Source organism: Nonomuraea sp. NPDC003727 (assembly GCF_053586935.1).
This window is the reverse complement of sequence record NZ_JBSFNE010000006.1, coordinates 85781-103609: the sequence shown is the minus strand read 5'-3', so window position 1 is coordinate 103609 and position 17829 is coordinate 85781. Positions and strand designations below refer to the sequence as shown.

Sequence of the window (17829 nt, the reverse complement as noted above, 5' to 3'; positions counted from 1 at the left end):
GTGCCTTCTTGCCGCCTAAGTGCTGACGCCATAGTGTCCGTCCGGACGGTCCGGTTCGGGACCGTCAGGGAGGTTCGAGCTGGTGACTGTGACCGCCAACGGTTCGACCCCGGGGACCCCTGAGAACCCCTGGGGCGACACGAAGACCGACACGACCGCCAAGGGCGTGAATCTCGGCCCCACCGGGCGGCCGCGCCCGGTGTTCCCCGAGCCGGTGCCGCGCGAGACGCACGGCCCCGCGCGGGTGGTCGCGATGGTCAACCAGAAGGGCGGGGTCGGCAAGACCACCACCACGATCAACCTGGGCGCCGCGCTCGTCGAGTGCGGGCTGAAGGTCCTGCTGGTCGACTTCGACCCGCAGGGCGCCCTGTCGATCGGCCTGGGCATCAACCCGCTCCAGCTCGACCTGACGGTCTACAACATGCTCATGGAGCGCGACGTCGCCGCCGAGGACGTGCTGCTCCAGACCGGGGTCGAGGGCCTCGACCTGCTGCCGTGCAACATCGACCTGTCGGCGGCCGAAGTCCAGCTCGTCACCGAGGTGGCCCGCGAGCAGGTGCTGGGGCGCGTGCTCAAGCCGCTGCTGCCCTTCTACGACGTGTGCCTGATCGACTGCCAGCCCTCGCTCGGCCTGCTCACGGTCAACGCGCTCACCTGCGCCCACGGCGTCATGGTGCCGCTGGAGTGCGAGTTCTTCGCCCTGCGCGGTGTCGCCCTGCTCATGGACACCATCGCCAAGGTGCAGGAGCGGCTCAACGACGAGCTCGAGATCGAGGGCCTGCTGGCCACCATGTACGACGCCCGCACCCTGCACGGCCGCGAGGTGCTCGCCCGCGTCGTGGAGGCCTTCGGCGACAAGGTGTTCCACACGGTCATCAACAGGACCGTCCGCTTCCCCGACGCGACCGTCGCGGGTGAGCCGATCACCACCTTCGACCCGTCCTCGCTGGGCGCCAACGCCTACCGCGAGCTGGCCAGAGAGGTGCTCTCGCGCTGGCAGCAGCCTGCGACAATGGCCAGGTGACCGCGACCTCCCCCACACGCTCCGGGCAGGGGCGGCAGTCCCCGCCCGGGAAGGCCGGCCCAGCCGGCGGTCAGGGCGACGAGCGGCCGCAAGGTTTCCAGGTGCATCTCGACGTCTTCGAGGGCCCCTTCGACCTGCTGCTCGGGCTGATCTCCAAGCACAAGCTCGACATCACCGAAGTCTCGCTGTCGAAGGTGACGGACGAGTTCATCGCCTACATCAGGTCCAAGGGCCCCGAGTGGGACCTCGACCAGACCAGCCACTTCCTGCTGGTCGCCGCCACGCTGCTCGACCTCAAGGCGGCCCGGCTGCTGCCGACCGGCGAGGTCGAGGACGAGGAGGACCTCGCGCTGCTGGAGGCGCGCGACCTGCTGTTCGCCAGGCTGCTGCAGTACAAGGCCTACAAGGAGGTCGCCAAGGTCTTCTCCGGGCTGATGGCGGAGGAGTCGCTGCGGTTCCCGCGGGCCGTACCGATGGAGCCGCAGTTCGCCAACCTGCTGCCGGAGCTGGTCCTCGGCATCGGGCCCGAGCAGCTGGCGCGCATCGCCGCCAAGGCGTTCACGCCCAAGCTGCCGCCCACCGTCGGCGTCGGGCACATCTACCAACCGCTGGCGAGCGTCAGGGACCAAGCCGCTATCCTTGTGCGGCGGTTGCGGCACCTGCGCACGGCCACGTTCAGGACGCTGGTCGCCGACTGCGAGGGCACCTTCGAGGTGATCGCCCGCTTTCTGGCCGTGCTGGAGCTGTTCAGGGAGTCGGCTGTCAGCTTCGAGCAGGTGGAGCCCCTCGGCGATCTGCACGTGACCTGGACTGGAGCCGACGACGGAGACGTCGCGGTGGGCGACGACTACGAAGAGAGCGCGGAGAAGGCTGCTGATGAGTGAGTTCCCGGCTCCCAGGGACCCGTCGCCGTCCGAGCGCCGGGCCGACGGCTCGCCGGCGCCCCGGCGCGAGCGTCCGCGCGGGGCCGCGTGGGCGGGCCTGCCGGGTTCGGGCGCTTTCGGCGCCGACCTCGAGGACGCTCCGGCGGACCCAGCGGCCGCCTCCCGCGTGGACGACCCCGCCCCGCAGACGGCGGCGCCGGACGCGCCGGAGCCGCTGGAAGCGCGGGCCGAGCCGGAACCTGCCGAGGAGCCGCTGGAAGCGCGGGCCGAGCCGGAACCTGCCGAGGTCCAGGTCGGGCCTGACCTGCCGGGGGTGTCCGCTGAGCGGGACGTCCCGGCGGGGCTGGTCGAGCCGGATCGTACGGGCGGGCAGGATTCGTCGGTCCTTCCGGTCGCGCGGGCCACGTCGGACTTTCCGGCCGGGCCGGTCGAATCCGGCCCTCCGGCGACGCAGGTCAGGCCGGGCCTTCCGGCGGCACGGGGCGGGCCCGACATCCTGGGGACCGCGCACGTTCCCGGGGGGCACACCGGTTCCGAGGATGGCACGCCCGCCGCTCCGGAGGCCGAGCGCATGGCGGTCGCGGCCGAGTTCGCCGCTCAGGGTGTCGACTTCGCCGCTCCGGATGCCGAGTCCGGCGCTCCGGGCGCCGAGCTAGCCGCTCCGGAGAGGCCCGTGGGCGCGGCGGCGGATGAGTTCGCCGCTGCGGAGGCCGGGGATGTGGCTGCGGGGGTGTCCGGTGCCGTTCGGGGTGCCGGCCGTGACGGCGGGGAGACGAGCCCGGGTACGGGTTCGTCCGGCCTGGTCGGGTCGCCGGCCGATGACCCGCCCCGCCCGGACGAGGCGGACTTCGCGCCCCTCGACGCCGGCGAGCCCGAGCCCGGTACGGCCGCGCCGGATCTGAACGCGGCGCTGGAGGCGATCCTGATCGTCGTCGACGAGCCGGTCGACGCGATCACCCTCGCCCAGGTGCTCGAACGCCCCACCCACGAGGTCGAGGCCGCGCTGAATGCGCTGGCGGCGGAATACTCCGGTGCCGGGCGGGGTTTCGATCTGAGGGAGGTCGCAGGCGGCTGGCGGTTCTACTCGCGCGCCGACTGCGCCCCGCTGGTCGAGCGGTTCGTCCGCGACGGCCAGCAGGCGCGGCTCACCCAGGCCGCGCTGGAGACTCTCGCGGTCGTGGCCTACCGGCAGCCGGTGAGCCGCGCCCGTGTCGCCGCCGTGCGCGGCGTCAACAGCGACGGCGTCATGCGGACGCTGGTCGCCAGAGGGCTGGTCGAAGAGGCCGGCACCGATCCGGAGAGCCAGGCGGTGCTCTACCGGACCAGCTCCTACTTCTTGGAGCGACTGGGCCTGAAGAGCCTCGACGAGCTTCCCGAGCTCGCGCCCTTCCTGCCCGACGACGTGGAAAACCTTGAGGAGACAACGAAGTGATCAACAGGCGCAGCACCCCGTCCGGTGATGGACGCGGTCGAGGACGCACCGGCGGTTCCCGGGGCGCGAGCTCCAGGAGCGGCGGCAGTGGGCGTCCCGCCTACCGCTCCGACGACAGGCGCGACTCGCGCCGCGACGACTCTCGTGGCGGTCCCCGCCGCGACGACTTCGGCGGGGGTTCCCGCCGTGACGACTTCCGTGCCGGATCCGACAGCCGGGGCGGCTTCGGCGGTTCCCGCGACTCCATGCGCGCCGACCGCGGCGGCTCCCGTGCCAGGTACGGCAAGCCGCAGTCCCGCGACGAGCGCGGTGGCGGCTTCCGCGACGGCGGCCCGCGCGAGGACCGCGGCTTCCGCGACGGCGGGGGTCACCGTGGCGATCAGGCCCGAGACAACCGGGGTTTCCGCGACGGGCGGGGCGACCGGGACGGCCGGGCCCGTGAGGACCGCGGTTCTCGTGAGGACCGCGGTTTCCGCGGTGGCGAGCGCGGCTCCCGCGACGCCGGCCGCCAGGACCGGGGCGAGCGGGGTTTCCGCGCCCAGCGTGACGAGCGCGGCTTCCGTGCCGGCGACCGTCCGGGCCGCGGGTCCGGCGGTGGCGAGCGTGGTGAGCGTGGTGACCGCCGGTTCGGCGGTGACCGTGACGACCGCGGGTTCCGCGGCGGCGACCGGGAAGGTCGCGGGTCCCGCGAGCGCGGCTACGGCGATCGCGGGTTCGGCGGCGACCGCGGCGGCCGCGGGTTCGGCGGTGGCCGTGACGGGCGTGGATCCGGCGGCGGCGACCGCCCGGACCGCGGGTTCGGCGGCGACCGGGGTAACCGTGGTGACCGCGGCGACCGCGGTGACCGTGGGTTCCGTGACCGGGACGGCCGCGGTTTCCAGGGTGGCGACCGGGCCGGTTTCCAGGGTGGCGACCGGGCCGGTTTCCAGGGCGGTGACCGTCAGGAGCGCGGCGCCTCGGGCCGTGACGACCGTGCGGGCCTGAGGGCCGACAGGGTCGGCAGGCGCGGGGAGAGCTCCACGCGGGCCCGCTACGGCAGGCGCGAGGAGCCCCAGACGATCGGCCGGGTCCCCAGCCGTCCCGCCCCCAAGCGCGAGGCCGGCGCGGGCCGTACCGGAAGGGCGCAGTCGTTCGGCGGCGGCAAGCCGCGCGACGCCTTCAAGTCGGCTCGCCAGCCCATCCGCGACCGCGACTTCTACCCCGACGACTACGCCGACGAGCGCGACACCACCGAGGTGCCGGGCGGCGTGCGGCTGCAGAAGGTGCTCGCCCAGGCGGGCGTGGCCAGCAGGCGGGCCTGCGAGGAGATGATCGGCGAGGGCCGCGTCACCGTGAACGGCCAGGTCGTGCGGAGGTTCGGCGCGAAGGTCGACCCCGCGACGCAGGTCATCCACGTCGACGGCAAGCGCATCCCGACCGCTCCCGACCTGGTCTACTACGCGCTGAACAAGCCCATCGGCGTGGTCTCCACGATGGAGGACCCGCAGGGCCGCCCGTGCCTGGCCGACTACGTGCAGGAGCTGGCTCCCCGCCTGTTCCACGTGGGCAGGCTCGACACCGAGACCGAGGGCCTGCTGCTGCTCACCAACGACGGCGAGCTGGCCAACAGGCTGACCCACCCCAGCTACGGCGTGCAGAAGAAGTACTGGGCGAAGGTGCCCGGTCCCATCCCGCGCGACCTGGGCCGCAGGCTCAAGAAGGGCATCGAGCTGGAGGACGGCCTGGCCAAGGCCGACCACTTCGAGATCGTCCAGGAGCACGGGCAGCAGGCGCTGGTGGAGGTCGTGCTGCACGAGGGCCGCAAGCACATCGTCAGGCGCATGCTGGAGGAGTCGGGTCACCGTGTGATCGACCTGGCGAGGATCGAGTTCGGTCCGGTCAAGCTGGGCCGTACCAAGCCGGGCACGATCAGGGCGCTGACCCTCAAGGAGGTCGGCGACCTCTACGCGGCGGTCAAGCTGTAATCTGGCCGGACGCTGGAGCCCGCGCACGTGTGTGCGGGCTCCGAACCATATGGAGGGATTGACATGGTGCGGGCGATTCGCGGGGCGATCCAGGTGGAGGCCAACGACCGCGACGCGATCATCAGCGGGACCACCGAGCTGGTCTCGGCGGTCATGGAGCGCAACCAGCTGACCACCGACGACGTGATCAGTGTGCTGTTCACCGCGACGCCCGACCTCACTGCCGAGTTCCCCGCCCTCGCGGCGCGTAAGCTCGGCTTCCATGAGGTACCGCTCATCTGCTGCACCGAGATCGGCGTGCCGGGCGCGCTGCCGCGCGTGGTCCGGTTGATGGCGCACGTGCAGAGCGACCGTCCGCGCAGCGAGATCCAGCACGTCTACCTGCGCGGCGCGACCGTGCTGCGGCAGGACATCGCGCAGTGACGACCGCGCGTGGACACGCGGGGTCGTGATCGCGTGACGCGCACCTGACAATCGCGCAGTGAGAATGGACACGGAGAAAGTGGACACGGTGAAGCTCGACACCGTCCTCGTCCTCGGCACCGGCCTGGTCGGCACGTCGATCGGACTGGCGCTGCGCCAGCGCGGCGTGACCGTGCTGCTGGCCGACCGCGACCTGGGCGCCGTACGGCTGGCCAGGGAGATGGGCGCGGGCCAGGAATGGCGCCTGGGCGACCCGGTCGACCTCGCGGTGGTCGCCGTCCCGCCGGGCCATGTGGCCAGTGAGCTGCGCGGCCTGCAGCAGCGTGACGCGGCCCGCTTCTACACCGACGTCGCCAGCGTCAAGGCCAGGCCGATCGCCGAGGCGGCCGGGCTCGGCTGCGACCTGAGCACCTACGTCGCCTCGCACCCCATGGCGGGCAGGGAGAAGGCGGGCCCCGGCGCGGCCAGGGCCGACCTGTTCCTCGGGCGGCCGTGGGCGCTGTGCCCGACCCCCGAGGCCGCGCCGGAGGCCAGGGAGGCCGTGCTCGCCCTCATCGAGCTGTGCGGGGCCAACCCGGTCGAGGTGGCGGCCGAAGACCACGACAGGGCCGTGGCGGTCGTCTCGCACGCCCCGCACGTGGCCGCCTCGGCGGTGGCCGCCCGCCTGGCCGAGGCCTCGGACGTGACGCTCGGGCTGGCCGGCCAGGGTGTGCGCGACGTGACCAGGATCGCCGGCGGCGACCCCGGCCTGTGGCTGGGCATCCTGTCGGGCAACGCCGCCCCGGTGGCCGAGGTGCTGGAGGCGGTCTCGCGCGACCTGGCCGACGCCGCCACCGCGCTGCGGGCCATGGCCGCGGGCGACGACGGCGCCGGCCCCGAGGTGACCGAACTGCTCAAGCGGGGCGTGGTCGGCCACGGCAGGATCCCCGGCAAGCACGGCGGGCCCGCGGCGGCCTATGCCGTCGTCCAGGTGGTCATCGGTGACCGGCCCGGCCAGCTGGCCAGGCTGTTCCAGATCTGCGACGAGGTGGGCGTCAACGTCGAGGACGTCAGGCTCGAGCACGCGCCCGGCCTGCCGCTGGGCCTGGCCGAGCTGTCGGTGCAGCCGGACGCGGTCGCCGTCCTGAACCAGGCCCTGCAGGAACGCGGCTGGCAGGTTCCCTAGGAGAGCGCCGTCCTGGTCACTTCTGGGCGACCGCCTGGCTGACGGCGTTGGGGCCGTCGTACTCGCGGTCGGGAATGGACTCCAGCGCCTTGATCATCTCCTTGTCGGCGCCCTGCTCGCGGGCTGCCTTCACCAGATCGTCCCGTTTCGCGGGGTAGTCGACCCCGGACAGGTGCTTCTGCAGCTGGATCGGATTCGGTGTGTTCCCCATGAGGGGCGCGTACCCGAGGCGGGCGGCGGGTAACGGGTCAGGGGCGGCGTTCCAGCAGCACACGGGCCCGTTCCACGTCGCGCGGCAGTTCCTGCCGCAGGGCCAGCGCGCGCGGCAGCCGCCGTACCGCGGCGCGCAGCCCGGCCCGACCGGCGGCGCCGGCGGCGGCAGCGCGCAGCACCGTGCGGGCGACGACGGGCCACGGCCGGCGCAGCACCGCGGTCAGGACGGCGTTGCGGGCGGCCAGCGCCCTGCGCCCGTGCGGGTCGCGGGCGGGGGAGGGGTGGTGGTGGGCCACGACGTCGGCCACGTAGGCCAGCTCCCAGCCGCGCGCGGCCAGGTCCACCGCGAGCCGTTCCTCCTCCCCGAAGAAGAAGATCACGTCGTCGAAGCCGCCCGCCTCCAGGTAGGCCCGCCTGCGCACCACCGCGCCGCAGGCCAGGAAGCCGAGTACGCCGGGTCCGGCGGAGCCGGGCAGCGGCGAGCGGGCCATGACGGCGCTGACCGGGTCGGTGCGCTCCTCCGGTCCGACGAGTACGCGGGCGGCCAGCACCGCCAGGCGCGGGTGGGCGTCGAGCACGTCGGCGGCCCGGTCGAGCGCGCCGGGGGCCCACCAGGAGTCGTCGTCGGCGAAGGCCACGTAGGGGGTGGCCGCCAGCCGTACGCCGAGGTTGCGCGCGGGAGCGCCCAGGTTGCGTCCCGCCTCCACGACCCGCACGTGGGGGAAGGTGTGGCGGACGAAGGCGGCGGTGCCGTCGGCTGAGCCGTTGTCGACCAGGACGACGGGCCCGGGGTGCCGGGGCAGCGTCCTGGCCAGCGACTCGCGCCGGTCCCTCGTCGCGACGACCACGGTCACCCGATCGTTGCTCATGGGGGAGTTCTATCCGGGAACGCTCCCTTGACGCGTGGCGCGGGCGCGCGTACAAAGACGGTAACAGCGTTACCGCAGAGAAACGGCGTTACCGACCATGACGGCATACAGCGAGGCACAGCAGGTCGGGCAGGAGGCCGTCCGGGCCGCGATCCTCGACGCCACCACCCATCTGCTCGTCGCCGAAGGGCCGGGGGCGCTGACCGTGCGCCGGATCTCGGGCGCGGTCGGCTGCTCGACGAAGGTGATCTACACGCTGTTCGGCGCCAAGGAGGGGCTGGAGGAGGCGCTCTGGCTGGAGGGCTTCGCCAGGTTCGAGCGCGCCCTGCGGACCGGTCGCACCTCCGCCGACCCGCTGACCAGGCTGCACGAGTGCGGGGCCGCCTACCGCGCCTACGCCCTCGCCGAGCCCGAGTACTACCGGGTGATGTTCCAGGGGGCGCTGCCCGGGTTCGTGCCCGACGCCGCCGCGCTGGCCGCGGGCCGCAGGGCCTTCGACATCCTGTACGCCGACGTGGCTGCCTGCCTGGAGGCGGGACAGCTGCGCGGCGACGCCCAGGAGATCGCCGACCTGCTCTGGATGGCCGCGCACGGCGCGACCAGCCTCGAACTGTCCGGGCACTTCGGCCCGGTCGAGGCCGAACAGCGTTTCGTCACGCTGTGCGCCTCGGTGCTCACCCCGTTCCTGCCCGGCCCGCCCGACGAGAGGACACCGTCATGACCACCCCCTTCAGGGGCGGCTTCGCCCCCGTCGCGGAGGAGATCACCGCCTTCGACCTGCCCGTCACCGGGCGCGTCCCCGCCGAGCTGTCGGGCCGCTACCTGCGCAACGGGCCCAACCCGCTCGGCCTCGACGACCCCGCCGCCGCGCACCTGTTCCTCGGCCAGGGGATGGTCCACGGGGTACGGCTGCGCGACGGCAGGGCCGAGTGGTACCGCAACCGGTGGGTCCGCAGCGCCGACGTGGCCACGCGCCTGGGGGAGGAGCCGCGTCCGGGGCCCGTCCACGCCGACTTCGACTTCGCCGCCAACACCCACGTCATCGGCCACGCGGGGCGCACGTTCGCGACGGTGGAGGCGGGCGGCCGGCCGTACGAGCTGACCTACGAGCTCGACACGGTCGGCCCGTGCGACTTCGGCGGCACGCTGCCCGGCGGCTACGCCGCCCACACCAAGCTCGACCCGCACACCGGCGAGCTGCACGCCATCGCCTACTACTTCGGCTGGGACCACCACCAGCACGTGGTCATCGACCCGCAGGGCAGGGTCAGCAGGACCGTCGACATCCCGGTGGCCGACGCCCCGATGGTCCACGACCTGGCGCTGACCCAGCGCTACGTGGTGATCTACGACCTGCCCGTCACCTTCAGCATGGACCACGCGGCCAGGGGGGTGCCGCTGCCGTACAGCTGGAACGACGACCACCCCGCGCGCATCGGGCTGCTGCCGAAGGACGGCGGCGGCCCGGTGCGCTGGCTGGAGGTGGAGCCGTGCTGGATCTTCCACACCCTCAACGCCTACGACGACGGTGACCAGGTGGTCATCGACGTGGTGCGCTACCCCAAGAGGTTCGTCGACGCCCGGCTCGACCTGGGCGGCGTGCCCACGCTCGACAGGTTCACGCTCGACCTCACCTCGGACAAGGTCACCGAGACCAGGCTCGACGACCGGGCGCAGGAGTTCCCCCGCGCCGACGAGCGGCTCACCTCCCTCCCCTACCGGTACGGCTACGCCGCCGCGGCCGACGACCTGGCCGACCTCGTCTACCCCGGCGACAGCGACCTGGAGGACCTGCCCGACACCGCGTTCGGCAACGCGCTCATCAAGCACGACCTGGCGGCCGGCACGCAGGAGACACGCGAGCTGCCCAGGGGCGTCGCCGCGGGCGAGCCCGTCTTCGTGCCCTCCCAGGGCGGCGTGGCCGAGGACGACGGCTACGTCATGGCCTTCGTCAACGACCCCGGCAGGGGCGCCACCGACCTGCTGATCCTCTCCGCCCAGGACTTCACCGGCGAGCCGGTCGCCACCGTGCACCTGCCCGCCCGCGTCCCCCTCGGTTTCCACGGCAGCTGGGTGGCCGACACGGGCGCGGCCTGAGCGCCGGACCGATCCCGTCGCCGTCCCGCGCCGCTCCGTGTCTGTCCGCATGGGCATAAGGCGGTAGCCTCTTGAGGTTGGGAAAACGTGAAGAGGGAGAGGCCGTGACCGCTCTGGTCGTCGCCATGGACGGGCCTTCGGGGTCGGGTAAGTCGAGCGCGTCGCGCGGGGTGGCCCGCGCGCTGGGGCTGCGATACCTGGACACCGGGGCGATGTACCGCGCGATCACCTGGTGGATGCTCCAGCGGGGCGTCGACCTGACCGACCCTGCGGCTATCGCGGCCCGCGTGGGCGAGCCCTCGCTGGTCTCGGGCACCGACCCCGACGACCCCACCATCCACGTCGACGGCGTCGACGTGGCGGGGCCGATCAGGAGCCAGGAGGTGACCGGCGCGGTATCGCTGGTGGCCGCCGTGCCCGACGTGCGGGCCAGGCTCGTGGAGATGCAGCGGGAGATCATCGGCAAGGGCGACATCGTGGTCGAGGGCCGTGACATCGGCACCGTGGTCGCACCCGACGCCACGCTCAAGGTCTACCTGACCGCGAGCGCCGACGCCAGGGCGCTGCGCCGTACGGCGGAGCTCAACGTCGAGACGGGCGTCCCGGACACCACCACGGTGGAAGCGCAGCGCGCCGCGATGGCCAGGCGCGATTCTCTTGACTCGACACGGAAGACCGACCCTCTCTCGATGGCGGATGGCGCCGTCGAGATCGACACCACGCCGCTCGACCTCGACCAGGTCATCGCGGAGGTGCTGAGGCTGATCAGGGAGCGATCGAGCCAGGACGAGTCCTAGCTCGGCCGCGCCCATACACCGAGCGCGCCTGAGGCCAGGTGCGGTACTCAAAGGAACGAGACACGTGACTACGGGGGAGTACGACGACTCCGGCTGGATCGAGGCCGAGCTCGCCGACATGCGGATCCCTGACCACAGCGCCGACGAGCAGGTGGCGCTGCCGGTGGTGGCCATCGTCGGCCGGCCGAACGTCGGCAAGTCGACGCTGGTCAACCGCATCATCGGCCGCCGGGAGGCGGTCGTCGAAGACGTGCCGGGCGTGACCCGCGACCGCGTCACCTACGACGCGAACTGGCGCGGCAGGCGCTTCACCGTCGTCGACACCGGCGGCTGGGACCCGGACGCCACCGGCATGAACCTGCGCATCGCCGAGCAGGCCCAGGTCGCGGTCGAGCTGGCCGACGTGATCGTGTTCGTGGTCGACGCCGTCGTGGGCGCCACCGACGCCGACGAGATCGTCGGCGGCGTGCTGCGCGCCTCCGGCAAGCCGGTCATCCTGGTCGCCAACAAGGTCGACAACCAGCAGATGGAGCTGGAGGCGCACGCGCTGTGGTCGCTCGGCCTCGGCGAGCCGTACCCCGTCTCGGCGTTGCACGGCCGCTCCTCCGGCGACCTGCTGGACGTGGTGCTCGACGCGCTGCCGGAGACTCCCGAGCAGACCTTCGGCCAGGCGAGCGGCCCCCACCGGGTGGCGCTGCTCGGCAAGCCCAACGTCGGCAAGTCGTCCCTGCTGAACAAGCTGGCGGGCGAGGAGCGGGTGCTGGTCGACCCGATGGCCGGCACCACCCGCGACCCGGTCGACGAGCTGATCGACCTCGGCGGCACCACCTGGCGCTTCGTCGACACCGCCGGCATCCGCAGGCGTGACAGGGAGCTGCAGGGGGCCGACTTCTACGCCGCGATGCGCACCCGCGCCGCGCTGGAGAAGGCGGAGGTGGCGATCGTGCTGATCGACGCCTCCCAGCCGCTGACCGAGCAGGACCTGCGCATCATCGGCCTGGTCATCGAGTCGGGCCGGGCGATGGTCGTGGCCTTCAACAAGTGGGACCTGGTCGACGAGGACCGGCGCTACTACCTGGAGAAGGAGATCGACCGGCAGCTCGTCCGCACGCCGTGGGCGCTGCGGGTCAACATCTCCGCCAAGACCGGCCGCCACATGGACCGGCTGGTCCCGGCGATCGAGAAGGCGCTCGACTCGTGGTCCACCCGCGTGCCGACGGCACGGCTCAACGCCTTCCTCACCGAGCTGGTCCAGCAGACACCGCCGCCGGTGCGGGGCGGCAAGCAGCCGAAGATCCTCTTCGCGACGCAGGCGTCGACCGAGCCGCCCAAGTTCGTGCTGTTCACCTCGGGGTGGCTGGAGGACACCTACCGGCGCTTCATCGAGCGGCGCATCCGCGAGGAGTTCGGGTTCGCGGGCTCGCCGATCGAGGTGACGATGAAGATCCGCGAGAAGAAGAAGGGCGCCCCGGTCAAGAAGTAGGCCGCCGCCCGGCCCGCGCCCCTCTCCGCCCAGGAGGGGGGCGCTTCGCCTTTCCCGGAGACTCCAGGAGACTCCAGGAGACCGGTCCAGAGACCGGCGTGGTCGCGTCCGGGACGAGATCGGCGCGGTCGTGCTCACACCGCCGGGACGGCGACCGCCTGGGCGTGGGCCCGCGCGCCCCGCGACGCCGAGATGGCCGCGCCGAGCAGCAGCACGCCGACGACGGCGTGGAAGCCCAGGACGAACAGGCTCGCGGGCGTGGTCCTGTCCATCGTCGCGCCGGCCAGTTCGGCCAGCGGGAACAGCACGAACATCTGGACGGCGACCAGCACGATCGGCGCGGCGCCGGCGGCGATCACCTTGCCCGGCGCCCGCGCGATGGCCGCGATGATCGTCGTGATCAGGGCGACGGCGGGGATGACGATGAAGCCGTTGGCGACGTGCCAGTTGATGGCCGCCGCGTCCGGGTCGGCGGGCCTCGGCGTCTCGAAGGCGCCGTAGGTGGCCAGGTAGAACTGCAGGACGACGAGGGCGAGCTGGACCACGGTGCAGACGACCAGAACCTTGCGCATGTCGTGCTCCTCGGGGGGGATCGGTCCTGCCATGCTGCGCCCGGGACACCCGGCCGGGCATGAGTAGGCCCATACTCAGCTGTCCGGTAACGCGTGGTACTCTCCTGCGCAACACGTTGAGGGAGACGAGTAACCCGGATCGTCAACGGCCGAGAGAGCCGCCGGAAGCTGGAAAGGCGGTCCCGCGACCCCGGGCGAAGACACTCCTGAGTGCGGGGAGGAAATGCCCCGCCGGGTTGACCTCCGTCACAGGGTCGGATGAGGCCGCTCACGAGGCGGCGAAGGCGCGGTGGCACCGGGAGTTCCCTTCTCCCCCGCGTCCCCAAGGGATCATGCGGCTCAAGGAGTTGTGATGATCTCTCGTGTCCTGTCGGCAGAGCTCGCCGAGCATGCCGGGCAACGAGTGAAGGTCGCCGGGTGGGTGCACCGCCGGCGGCAGCTGAAGTCCGTTTCGTTTCTCATCGTGCGCGACCGCGCGGGTCTCACGCAGGCGGTCACCTCGGGCGACCTGCCGGTGGAGGAGAGCGTCGTCGAGGTCACCGGCACGGTTACGATCAACCCGCAGGCGCCCGGTGGCGTCGAGCTGACGTCGCCGGAGATCGCCGTGCTGGCCGAGCCCGCCGTGGCACCGCCGTTCGACCTGTACCGGCCGGGGGTCCCGGCGTCGCTGCCCACCGTCCTCGACCACGCGCCCGTCGCGCTGCGGCACCCGGCGTTGCGCGCGCCGTTCGAGATCGCCGCGGCCGGCGTGGCGGGATTCCGGTCGGCGCTGGACGCCCTCGGCTTCACCGAGATCCACACGCCGAAGATCGTCGCCTCGGCCACCGAGTCGGGCGCCGACGTCTTCGGCATCGACTACTTCGGCCGGCCCGCCTACCTGGCCCAGTCGCCGCAGTTCTACAAGCAGGCGATGGTCGGGGTGTTCGAGCGGGTCTACGAGGTCGGGCCCGTCTTCCGCGCCGAACCCCACGACACCGCCCGCCACCTGGCCCAGTACACCTCGCTCGACGCCGAGCTGGGCTTCGTGCGCGACCACCGCGACGTGATGGCCGTGCTGCGGGAGGCGATCGCCGGCATGACCGAGGAGGTACGGCTGCGCGCGGCCCAGGCCGTCGAGACGCTGGGCGTCACGCTCCCCGAGGTGCCGCAGGAGATCCCCGCGATCCACTTCACCGAGGCGCAGGCGCTGACCGGCGAGGACGAACCCGACCTGTCACCCGCGCAGGAGCGGTGGCTGTCGGAGTGGGCGCGGCGCGAGCACGGCTCGGAGTTCCTGTTCGTCACCGGCTATCCGATGGCCAAGCGGCCCTTCTACACCCATCCCGACCCGGAGCGGCCCGGCTACTCCAACGGCTTCGACCTGCTGTTCAAGGGCCTGGAGCTGGTCACCGGAGGGCAGCGGCTGCACCGGCACGCCGACTACCTCGCCGCGCTGGGCGGCGACACCGGGCCGTACGAGGGCTACCTGTCGGCGTTCGCGCACGGCATGCCGCCGCACGGCGGCTTCGCGATCGGCCTGGAACGCTGGACCGCCAGGCTGACGGGGGCCGCCAACGTCAGGTCCGCGACGCTCTTCCCGCGAGACCTGCACCGGCTCGCACCCTGACCAGCAGGGCGACCGCCGCGCCGAGCACGCACAGCGCGGCGGTCGCCACGAACATCTCGCTGTACTCGGTCCGCAGCGCCGCCTGCACCTTCGCGGTGTAGTCGGCCAGCTGCCGGGCGTAGGTCGCCGCGTCGACGCCGAGCGGCAGCGGGGTGTCGAGGTCGGCCGTCAGCGACTGGAAACGGTAGAACCCCCACGCCGACACCGCGGCGATGCCGATCAGCATGCCCATCATCCTGGCCACCACGACCGCGGCGGAGGCGACGCCGTGCTGGGCGGCGGGCATGACGCGCAACGCGGCGGAGGAGACGGGCGCGATCACCACGCCGAGCCCGGCGCCGGCGATCACCAGCTCGAGCGGGCCGGTGAGCGAGCCCGACAGCAGCCAGTAGCCGGCCGTCGCCACCAGCAGGCCCGCCGCCATGACCGGCGGCTCGCCGTACCTGCGGGTCAGCAGGCCGCCGGCGAGCGCGCCGGCCACCAGCGCGCCGAGGAACCAGGCCAGTGTCAGCGCCCCGCCCAGCGCGTCGGCCCCGAACAGCGTCTGCGCGGCCAGCTGCACGAACACCATCGTGACCAGCAGCGCCGCGCCCGACAGGAAGCTGACGCCGAGCGTGGCCAGCAGCGGCCGCTTGGCGACGCCGGTGAGATCCAGCAGCCGGACCGGTGAGCGGATCTCCCACCACACGAACGTCGCCCCGACCAGCAGGCCGGCACCGATCAGCGCCGGCCCCCAGGCGGGCAGGACGGCCTTGGCCGGATCGGGGTTGTACAGCCCCGCCACCAGCAGCCCGAGCGCGACGGCCAGCAGCGCGCCGCCCGTCACGTCGACCCTGCCGCCGCCCGTGGCCGAGGGCGGGACGGTCCGCTGGACCGCGACCGCCGCCAGTCCGGCCAGCGGCACGTTCAGCCAGAAGATCGCGTGCCAGCCGCCCAGGTCCACGCCGAACAGCGTGAAAGCGGGCAGCAGAGCCACGACCGCGCCGTAGAGCGGGCCCAGCGCGCTGCCCAGCTCCTGCGCCGCCCCCACGGCGCCGAGCGCCACGGGCCGCTCGTCGTCCTCCCACAGGTCGCCGACCAGCGCCATCGTGATCGGCAGCAGCGCGCCGCCCGCGATGCCCTGCACGGTACGGCCGGCCACGACCATCGGCAGGGAGGCCGCCAGCGCGGTCAGGACCGAGCCGAGCGCGAAGCAGGCCAGGCAGGCGTGGATGAGGGGACGCCTGCCGTACCTGTCGGACAGCTGGCCCAGCAGCGGCATCGCGGCCACGTAGCCGAGCAGGAACCCGGTGACCACCGGGGTGGCCCGCTCCAGCCGGTTGACGGGGACGCCGACGTCCTGGGCGATGCCGATCAGGACGGTGACGACCACGTAGGCGTCGAGGGCGGCCAGCAGAACGGCGGTGCCGCCGACCCCGAGGGCGACGCTGCGGCGCAGGCTCATCCGGCGGGCGGAGTGATGGTGAAGCGGGCGTCGTAGTCCGCCAGCGTCACGGTGACGGAGCCGCCGTCGAGCGGCAGGTCGATCCGGTTCAGCCGGCTGGAGGCGGCGTCGATCCAGAGCTTGCCCTTGATGTCGGAGGTGACGCCGGGGATCAGCGTGCCCATCGTCCTGCCGGGGAAGGTGGCCGCGACGCGGTAGGAGCCGTCCTCCTCCGCCTCCGTGACCGGGTCACCGAGCCCGCCGAGGAGGGAGGAGATGCCGGTGTCCGGATCGAGGAGCGTCGACGGGTCGTAGCCCACGCCCGCCATCAGCAGCCGCTTCGGCAGCTTCTGGTAGCCGCCCGTCATGGCCTTGAAATGGACGGTGTCGCCGACCACCACGAAGCTGAACTCCTGCAGGCTGTTCATGAGAAGGACCTGCAACGTGCCATCGGCCTCGCCGGTCGCGGTCAGCCTGCCGTCGGCCCGCTTCAGCTGGATCTTCGGCGCGCCGTCCGTCGTGATCGCGAACGAGGCGCTGGTCACCGCCTTCATCGCCGCCGCCGACTTCTTCACCAGCTCGGGGCCCGGCGGCAGGGTCTCCTGGCCGGCACAGGCCGTCAGCGCGAGCGCGAGGACGACGAGGAGGAGCTTTCGCAGCATGCCCGGATCGTAGCGCTCAGCGCAGGCTCTTGAGGTGCTCGAGAATCGGGTTGTAGGCCTGTTCGAGCGCCTGCAGCTGGTCGTCGGTCAGCAGGTCGACGAAATGGTCGCGGACGCTCTGGACGTGAAACGGCGCGACGCGCTGCATCGTGGCCCACCCGTCGTCCGTCAGCACCGCGAAGGTGCCACGCCGGTCGTCGGCGCAGTCCTCCCTGGTGACCAGGCCGGCCGCCTCCATCCGGGAGATCTGGTGCGACAGGCGGCTGCGCGACTGGATCGTGGCGTCGGCGAGGTCGCTCATGCGCATGCGCTTGCCCGGAGACTCGGAGAGGTTGACGAGGATCTCGTAGTCGTTCACCGACAGGCCGAACTCCTGCAGGTCGATGCCGAGGCGGTGCATGAGGAGCTTGTGCACGGCGAGGTGGGCACGCCAAGCGCGCTGTTCTGTCGTGGTAAGCCAGCGAGGCGTGCTCATGATCCCAATTTACCTCTCCGGCGGCGCTCACGACCGCGTCGCACCCCAAACGCCTGCCCGCGCAGGGGCGGGGACGACGAGGGCCTGACCGCGGAAACGCACGACGACCCTATTGCGCCGGAATCCGGACGGCAGGACGGTCGGTGATAACCGTCACCAGCACCGACCCGGGCGCCGTCCACTCCAGCAGATGACGGCCCCGCCACTCCTGCCGCTCCAGCGCCGCCAGCTCCGACAGGTCCACCTCACCCAACCGGTCGAGGGTCAGCTCGCCGCGCTTGACCAGCGCCTCCTTGCGCGCCCAGATCCTGATGAGGTCCGCGTTGCCGGTGACCAGCGCGCGCTCCCTGCCGGTGAGCGCCTGCCCGGCCAGAGCCTCGTCGAGGGGCCCGTCGGCCACCCGCTCGGCGTCGACGCCGACCTTCCCCTCACCGACCGCCGCGCAGACGTAGCCGTGGGTGTGGCTGAGGCTGACACCCAGCTCGGGATGCCCCTCCAGGTACGGCCGGCCGTGCCCGGCGCCGTGCACGTCGCAGTGTTGCAGCAGGGTGACCCGGTCGGGCGGCAGGTCGAGGTAGGCGGCGGCGCAGTGCCGTACGAGGAGGTGGGCGGCCACGAACGCGCGCCGGTCCGCCTCGCGGACGAACCTGGCGGCACGCTCCCGCTCGGCACCGGTCAGCCACCCCTCCGAACCGGTGATCTCCTCGACCGGTCCGCCCATCGCCAGAGGATCACGCATC

The 17829-nt window shown here is 72.6% G+C and carries 18 protein-coding genes; 11 read left to right on the top strand and 7 right to left on the bottom strand.

All coding sequences use genetic code 11. The annotated features are described in order from the left end of the window. Positions 1-82: 82 nt before the first annotated feature. From ACWDLG_RS16975 to ACWDLG_RS16950, 6 genes are all read left to right on the top strand, one after another. Positions 83-1024 (top strand): ParA family protein, encoded by a 942-nt coding sequence (locus ACWDLG_RS16975; protein WP_449920784.1) that lies wholly within the window; start codon positions 83-85, stop codon positions 1022-1024. Between the two features lie 101 nt (positions 1025-1125). Further along, on the top strand, positions 1126-1908 hold the full coding sequence (locus tag ACWDLG_RS16970; protein ID WP_354910999.1) for a segregation and condensation protein A: 783 nt from the start codon (positions 1126-1128) through the stop codon (positions 1906-1908). An 898-nt stretch (positions 1909-2806) separates the two neighbouring features. Then, complete coding sequence (gene scpB / locus ACWDLG_RS16965; protein WP_354911001.1) at positions 2807-3340, top strand: SMC-Scp complex subunit ScpB; 534 nt, start codon at positions 2807-2809, stop codon at positions 3338-3340. Then, on the top strand, positions 3337-5304 hold the full coding sequence (locus ACWDLG_RS16960; RefSeq protein ID WP_449920782.1) for a pseudouridine synthase: 1968 nt from the start codon (positions 3337-3339) through the stop codon (positions 5302-5304). Before scpB ends, ACWDLG_RS16960 begins: the two co-directional genes overlap by 4 nt. A gap of 63 nt (positions 5305-5367) precedes the next feature. Next, positions 5368-5727: a chorismate mutase gene (gene aroH / locus ACWDLG_RS16955; RefSeq protein WP_449920780.1), complete on the top strand. Its 360-nt coding sequence runs from the start codon at positions 5368-5370 to the stop codon at positions 5725-5727. A gap of 64 nt (positions 5728-5791) precedes the next feature. After that, on the top strand, positions 5792-6892 hold the full coding sequence (locus ACWDLG_RS16950) for a prephenate dehydrogenase (RefSeq protein ID WP_354911003.1): 1101 nt from the start codon (positions 5792-5794) through the stop codon (positions 6890-6892). A 16-nt stretch (positions 6893-6908) separates the two neighbouring features. On the opposite strand, the gene ACWDLG_RS16945 is transcribed toward ACWDLG_RS16950, so the two are convergent. Further along, the gene (locus tag ACWDLG_RS16945; RefSeq protein ID WP_449920778.1) at positions 6909-7103 is read right to left on the bottom strand and encodes a DUF2795 domain-containing protein; all 195 of its coding nucleotides are present in this window, start codon (positions 7101-7103) and stop codon (positions 6909-6911) included. Between the two features lie 37 nt (positions 7104-7140). Next, complete coding sequence (locus ACWDLG_RS16940) at positions 7141-7974, bottom strand: glycosyltransferase family 2 protein (RefSeq protein ID WP_449920775.1); 834 nt, start codon at positions 7972-7974, stop codon at positions 7141-7143. Between the two features lie 97 nt (positions 7975-8071). Here ACWDLG_RS16940 and ACWDLG_RS16935 point away from each other — a divergent pair, with 97 nt between their 5' ends. The 4 genes from ACWDLG_RS16935 (at position 8072) to der (ending at position 12351) form a co-directional block, all read left to right on the top strand. Next, positions 8072-8695 (top strand): TetR/AcrR family transcriptional regulator, encoded by a 624-nt coding sequence (locus ACWDLG_RS16935; RefSeq protein ID WP_449920773.1) that lies wholly within the window; start codon positions 8072-8074, stop codon positions 8693-8695. Further along, positions 8692-10071 (top strand): carotenoid oxygenase family protein, encoded by a 1380-nt coding sequence (locus tag ACWDLG_RS16930; RefSeq protein ID WP_449920771.1) that lies wholly within the window; start codon positions 8692-8694, stop codon positions 10069-10071. Before ACWDLG_RS16935 ends, ACWDLG_RS16930 begins: the two co-directional genes overlap by 4 nt. Positions 10072-10196: 125 nt before the next feature. After that, positions 10197-10868, top strand: a complete 672-nt coding sequence (gene cmk / locus ACWDLG_RS16925; RefSeq protein ID WP_449921425.1) for a (d)CMP kinase — start codon at positions 10197-10199, stop codon at positions 10866-10868. A gap of 64 nt (positions 10869-10932) precedes the next feature. After that, a complete protein-coding gene (gene der, locus ACWDLG_RS16920) occupies positions 10933-12351 on the top strand; it encodes a ribosome biogenesis GTPase Der (RefSeq protein ID WP_449920769.1) in 1419 nt (472 codons plus the stop codon). 134 nt (positions 12352-12485) lie between these two features. Here der and ACWDLG_RS16915 read toward each other — a convergent pair whose 3' ends face one another. Beyond that, on the bottom strand, positions 12486-12923 hold the full coding sequence (locus ACWDLG_RS16915; RefSeq protein WP_449920767.1) for a DUF6220 domain-containing protein: 438 nt from the start codon (positions 12921-12923) through the stop codon (positions 12486-12488). A 352-nt stretch (positions 12924-13275) separates the two neighbouring features. On the opposite strand from ACWDLG_RS16915, the gene aspS reads away from it, so the two are divergent. Continuing rightward, the gene (gene aspS, locus ACWDLG_RS16910; RefSeq protein ID WP_449920764.1) at positions 13276-14529 is read left to right on the top strand and encodes an aspartate--tRNA(Asn) ligase; all 1254 of its coding nucleotides are present in this window, start codon (positions 13276-13278) and stop codon (positions 14527-14529) included. On the opposite strand, the gene ACWDLG_RS16905 is transcribed toward aspS, so the two are convergent. The 4 genes from ACWDLG_RS16905 to ACWDLG_RS16890 form a co-directional block, all read right to left on the bottom strand. Beyond that, positions 14480-15973, bottom strand: coding sequence for an MFS transporter (locus ACWDLG_RS16905; protein ID WP_449920762.1), 1494 nt, complete (start codon positions 15971-15973; stop codon positions 14480-14482). The genes aspS and ACWDLG_RS16905 overlap by 50 nt on opposite strands. Next, entirely contained in the window at positions 15970-16614 is a 645-nt protein-coding gene (locus ACWDLG_RS16900) for an LppX_LprAFG lipoprotein (RefSeq protein ID WP_354910652.1), read from the bottom strand. The genes ACWDLG_RS16905 and ACWDLG_RS16900 overlap by 4 nt, the downstream gene beginning before the upstream one ends. Positions 16615-16630: 16 nt before the next feature. Then, positions 16631-17089, bottom strand: a complete 459-nt coding sequence (locus ACWDLG_RS16895) for a MarR family winged helix-turn-helix transcriptional regulator (RefSeq protein ID WP_449920760.1) — start codon at positions 17087-17089, stop codon at positions 16631-16633. Positions 17090-17198: 109 nt separating this feature from the next. Next, complete coding sequence (locus tag ACWDLG_RS16890; protein WP_449920758.1) at positions 17199-17828, bottom strand: 4'-phosphopantetheinyl transferase family protein; 630 nt, start codon at positions 17826-17828, stop codon at positions 17199-17201. Between the last annotated feature and the right edge of the window lies 1 nt (position 17829).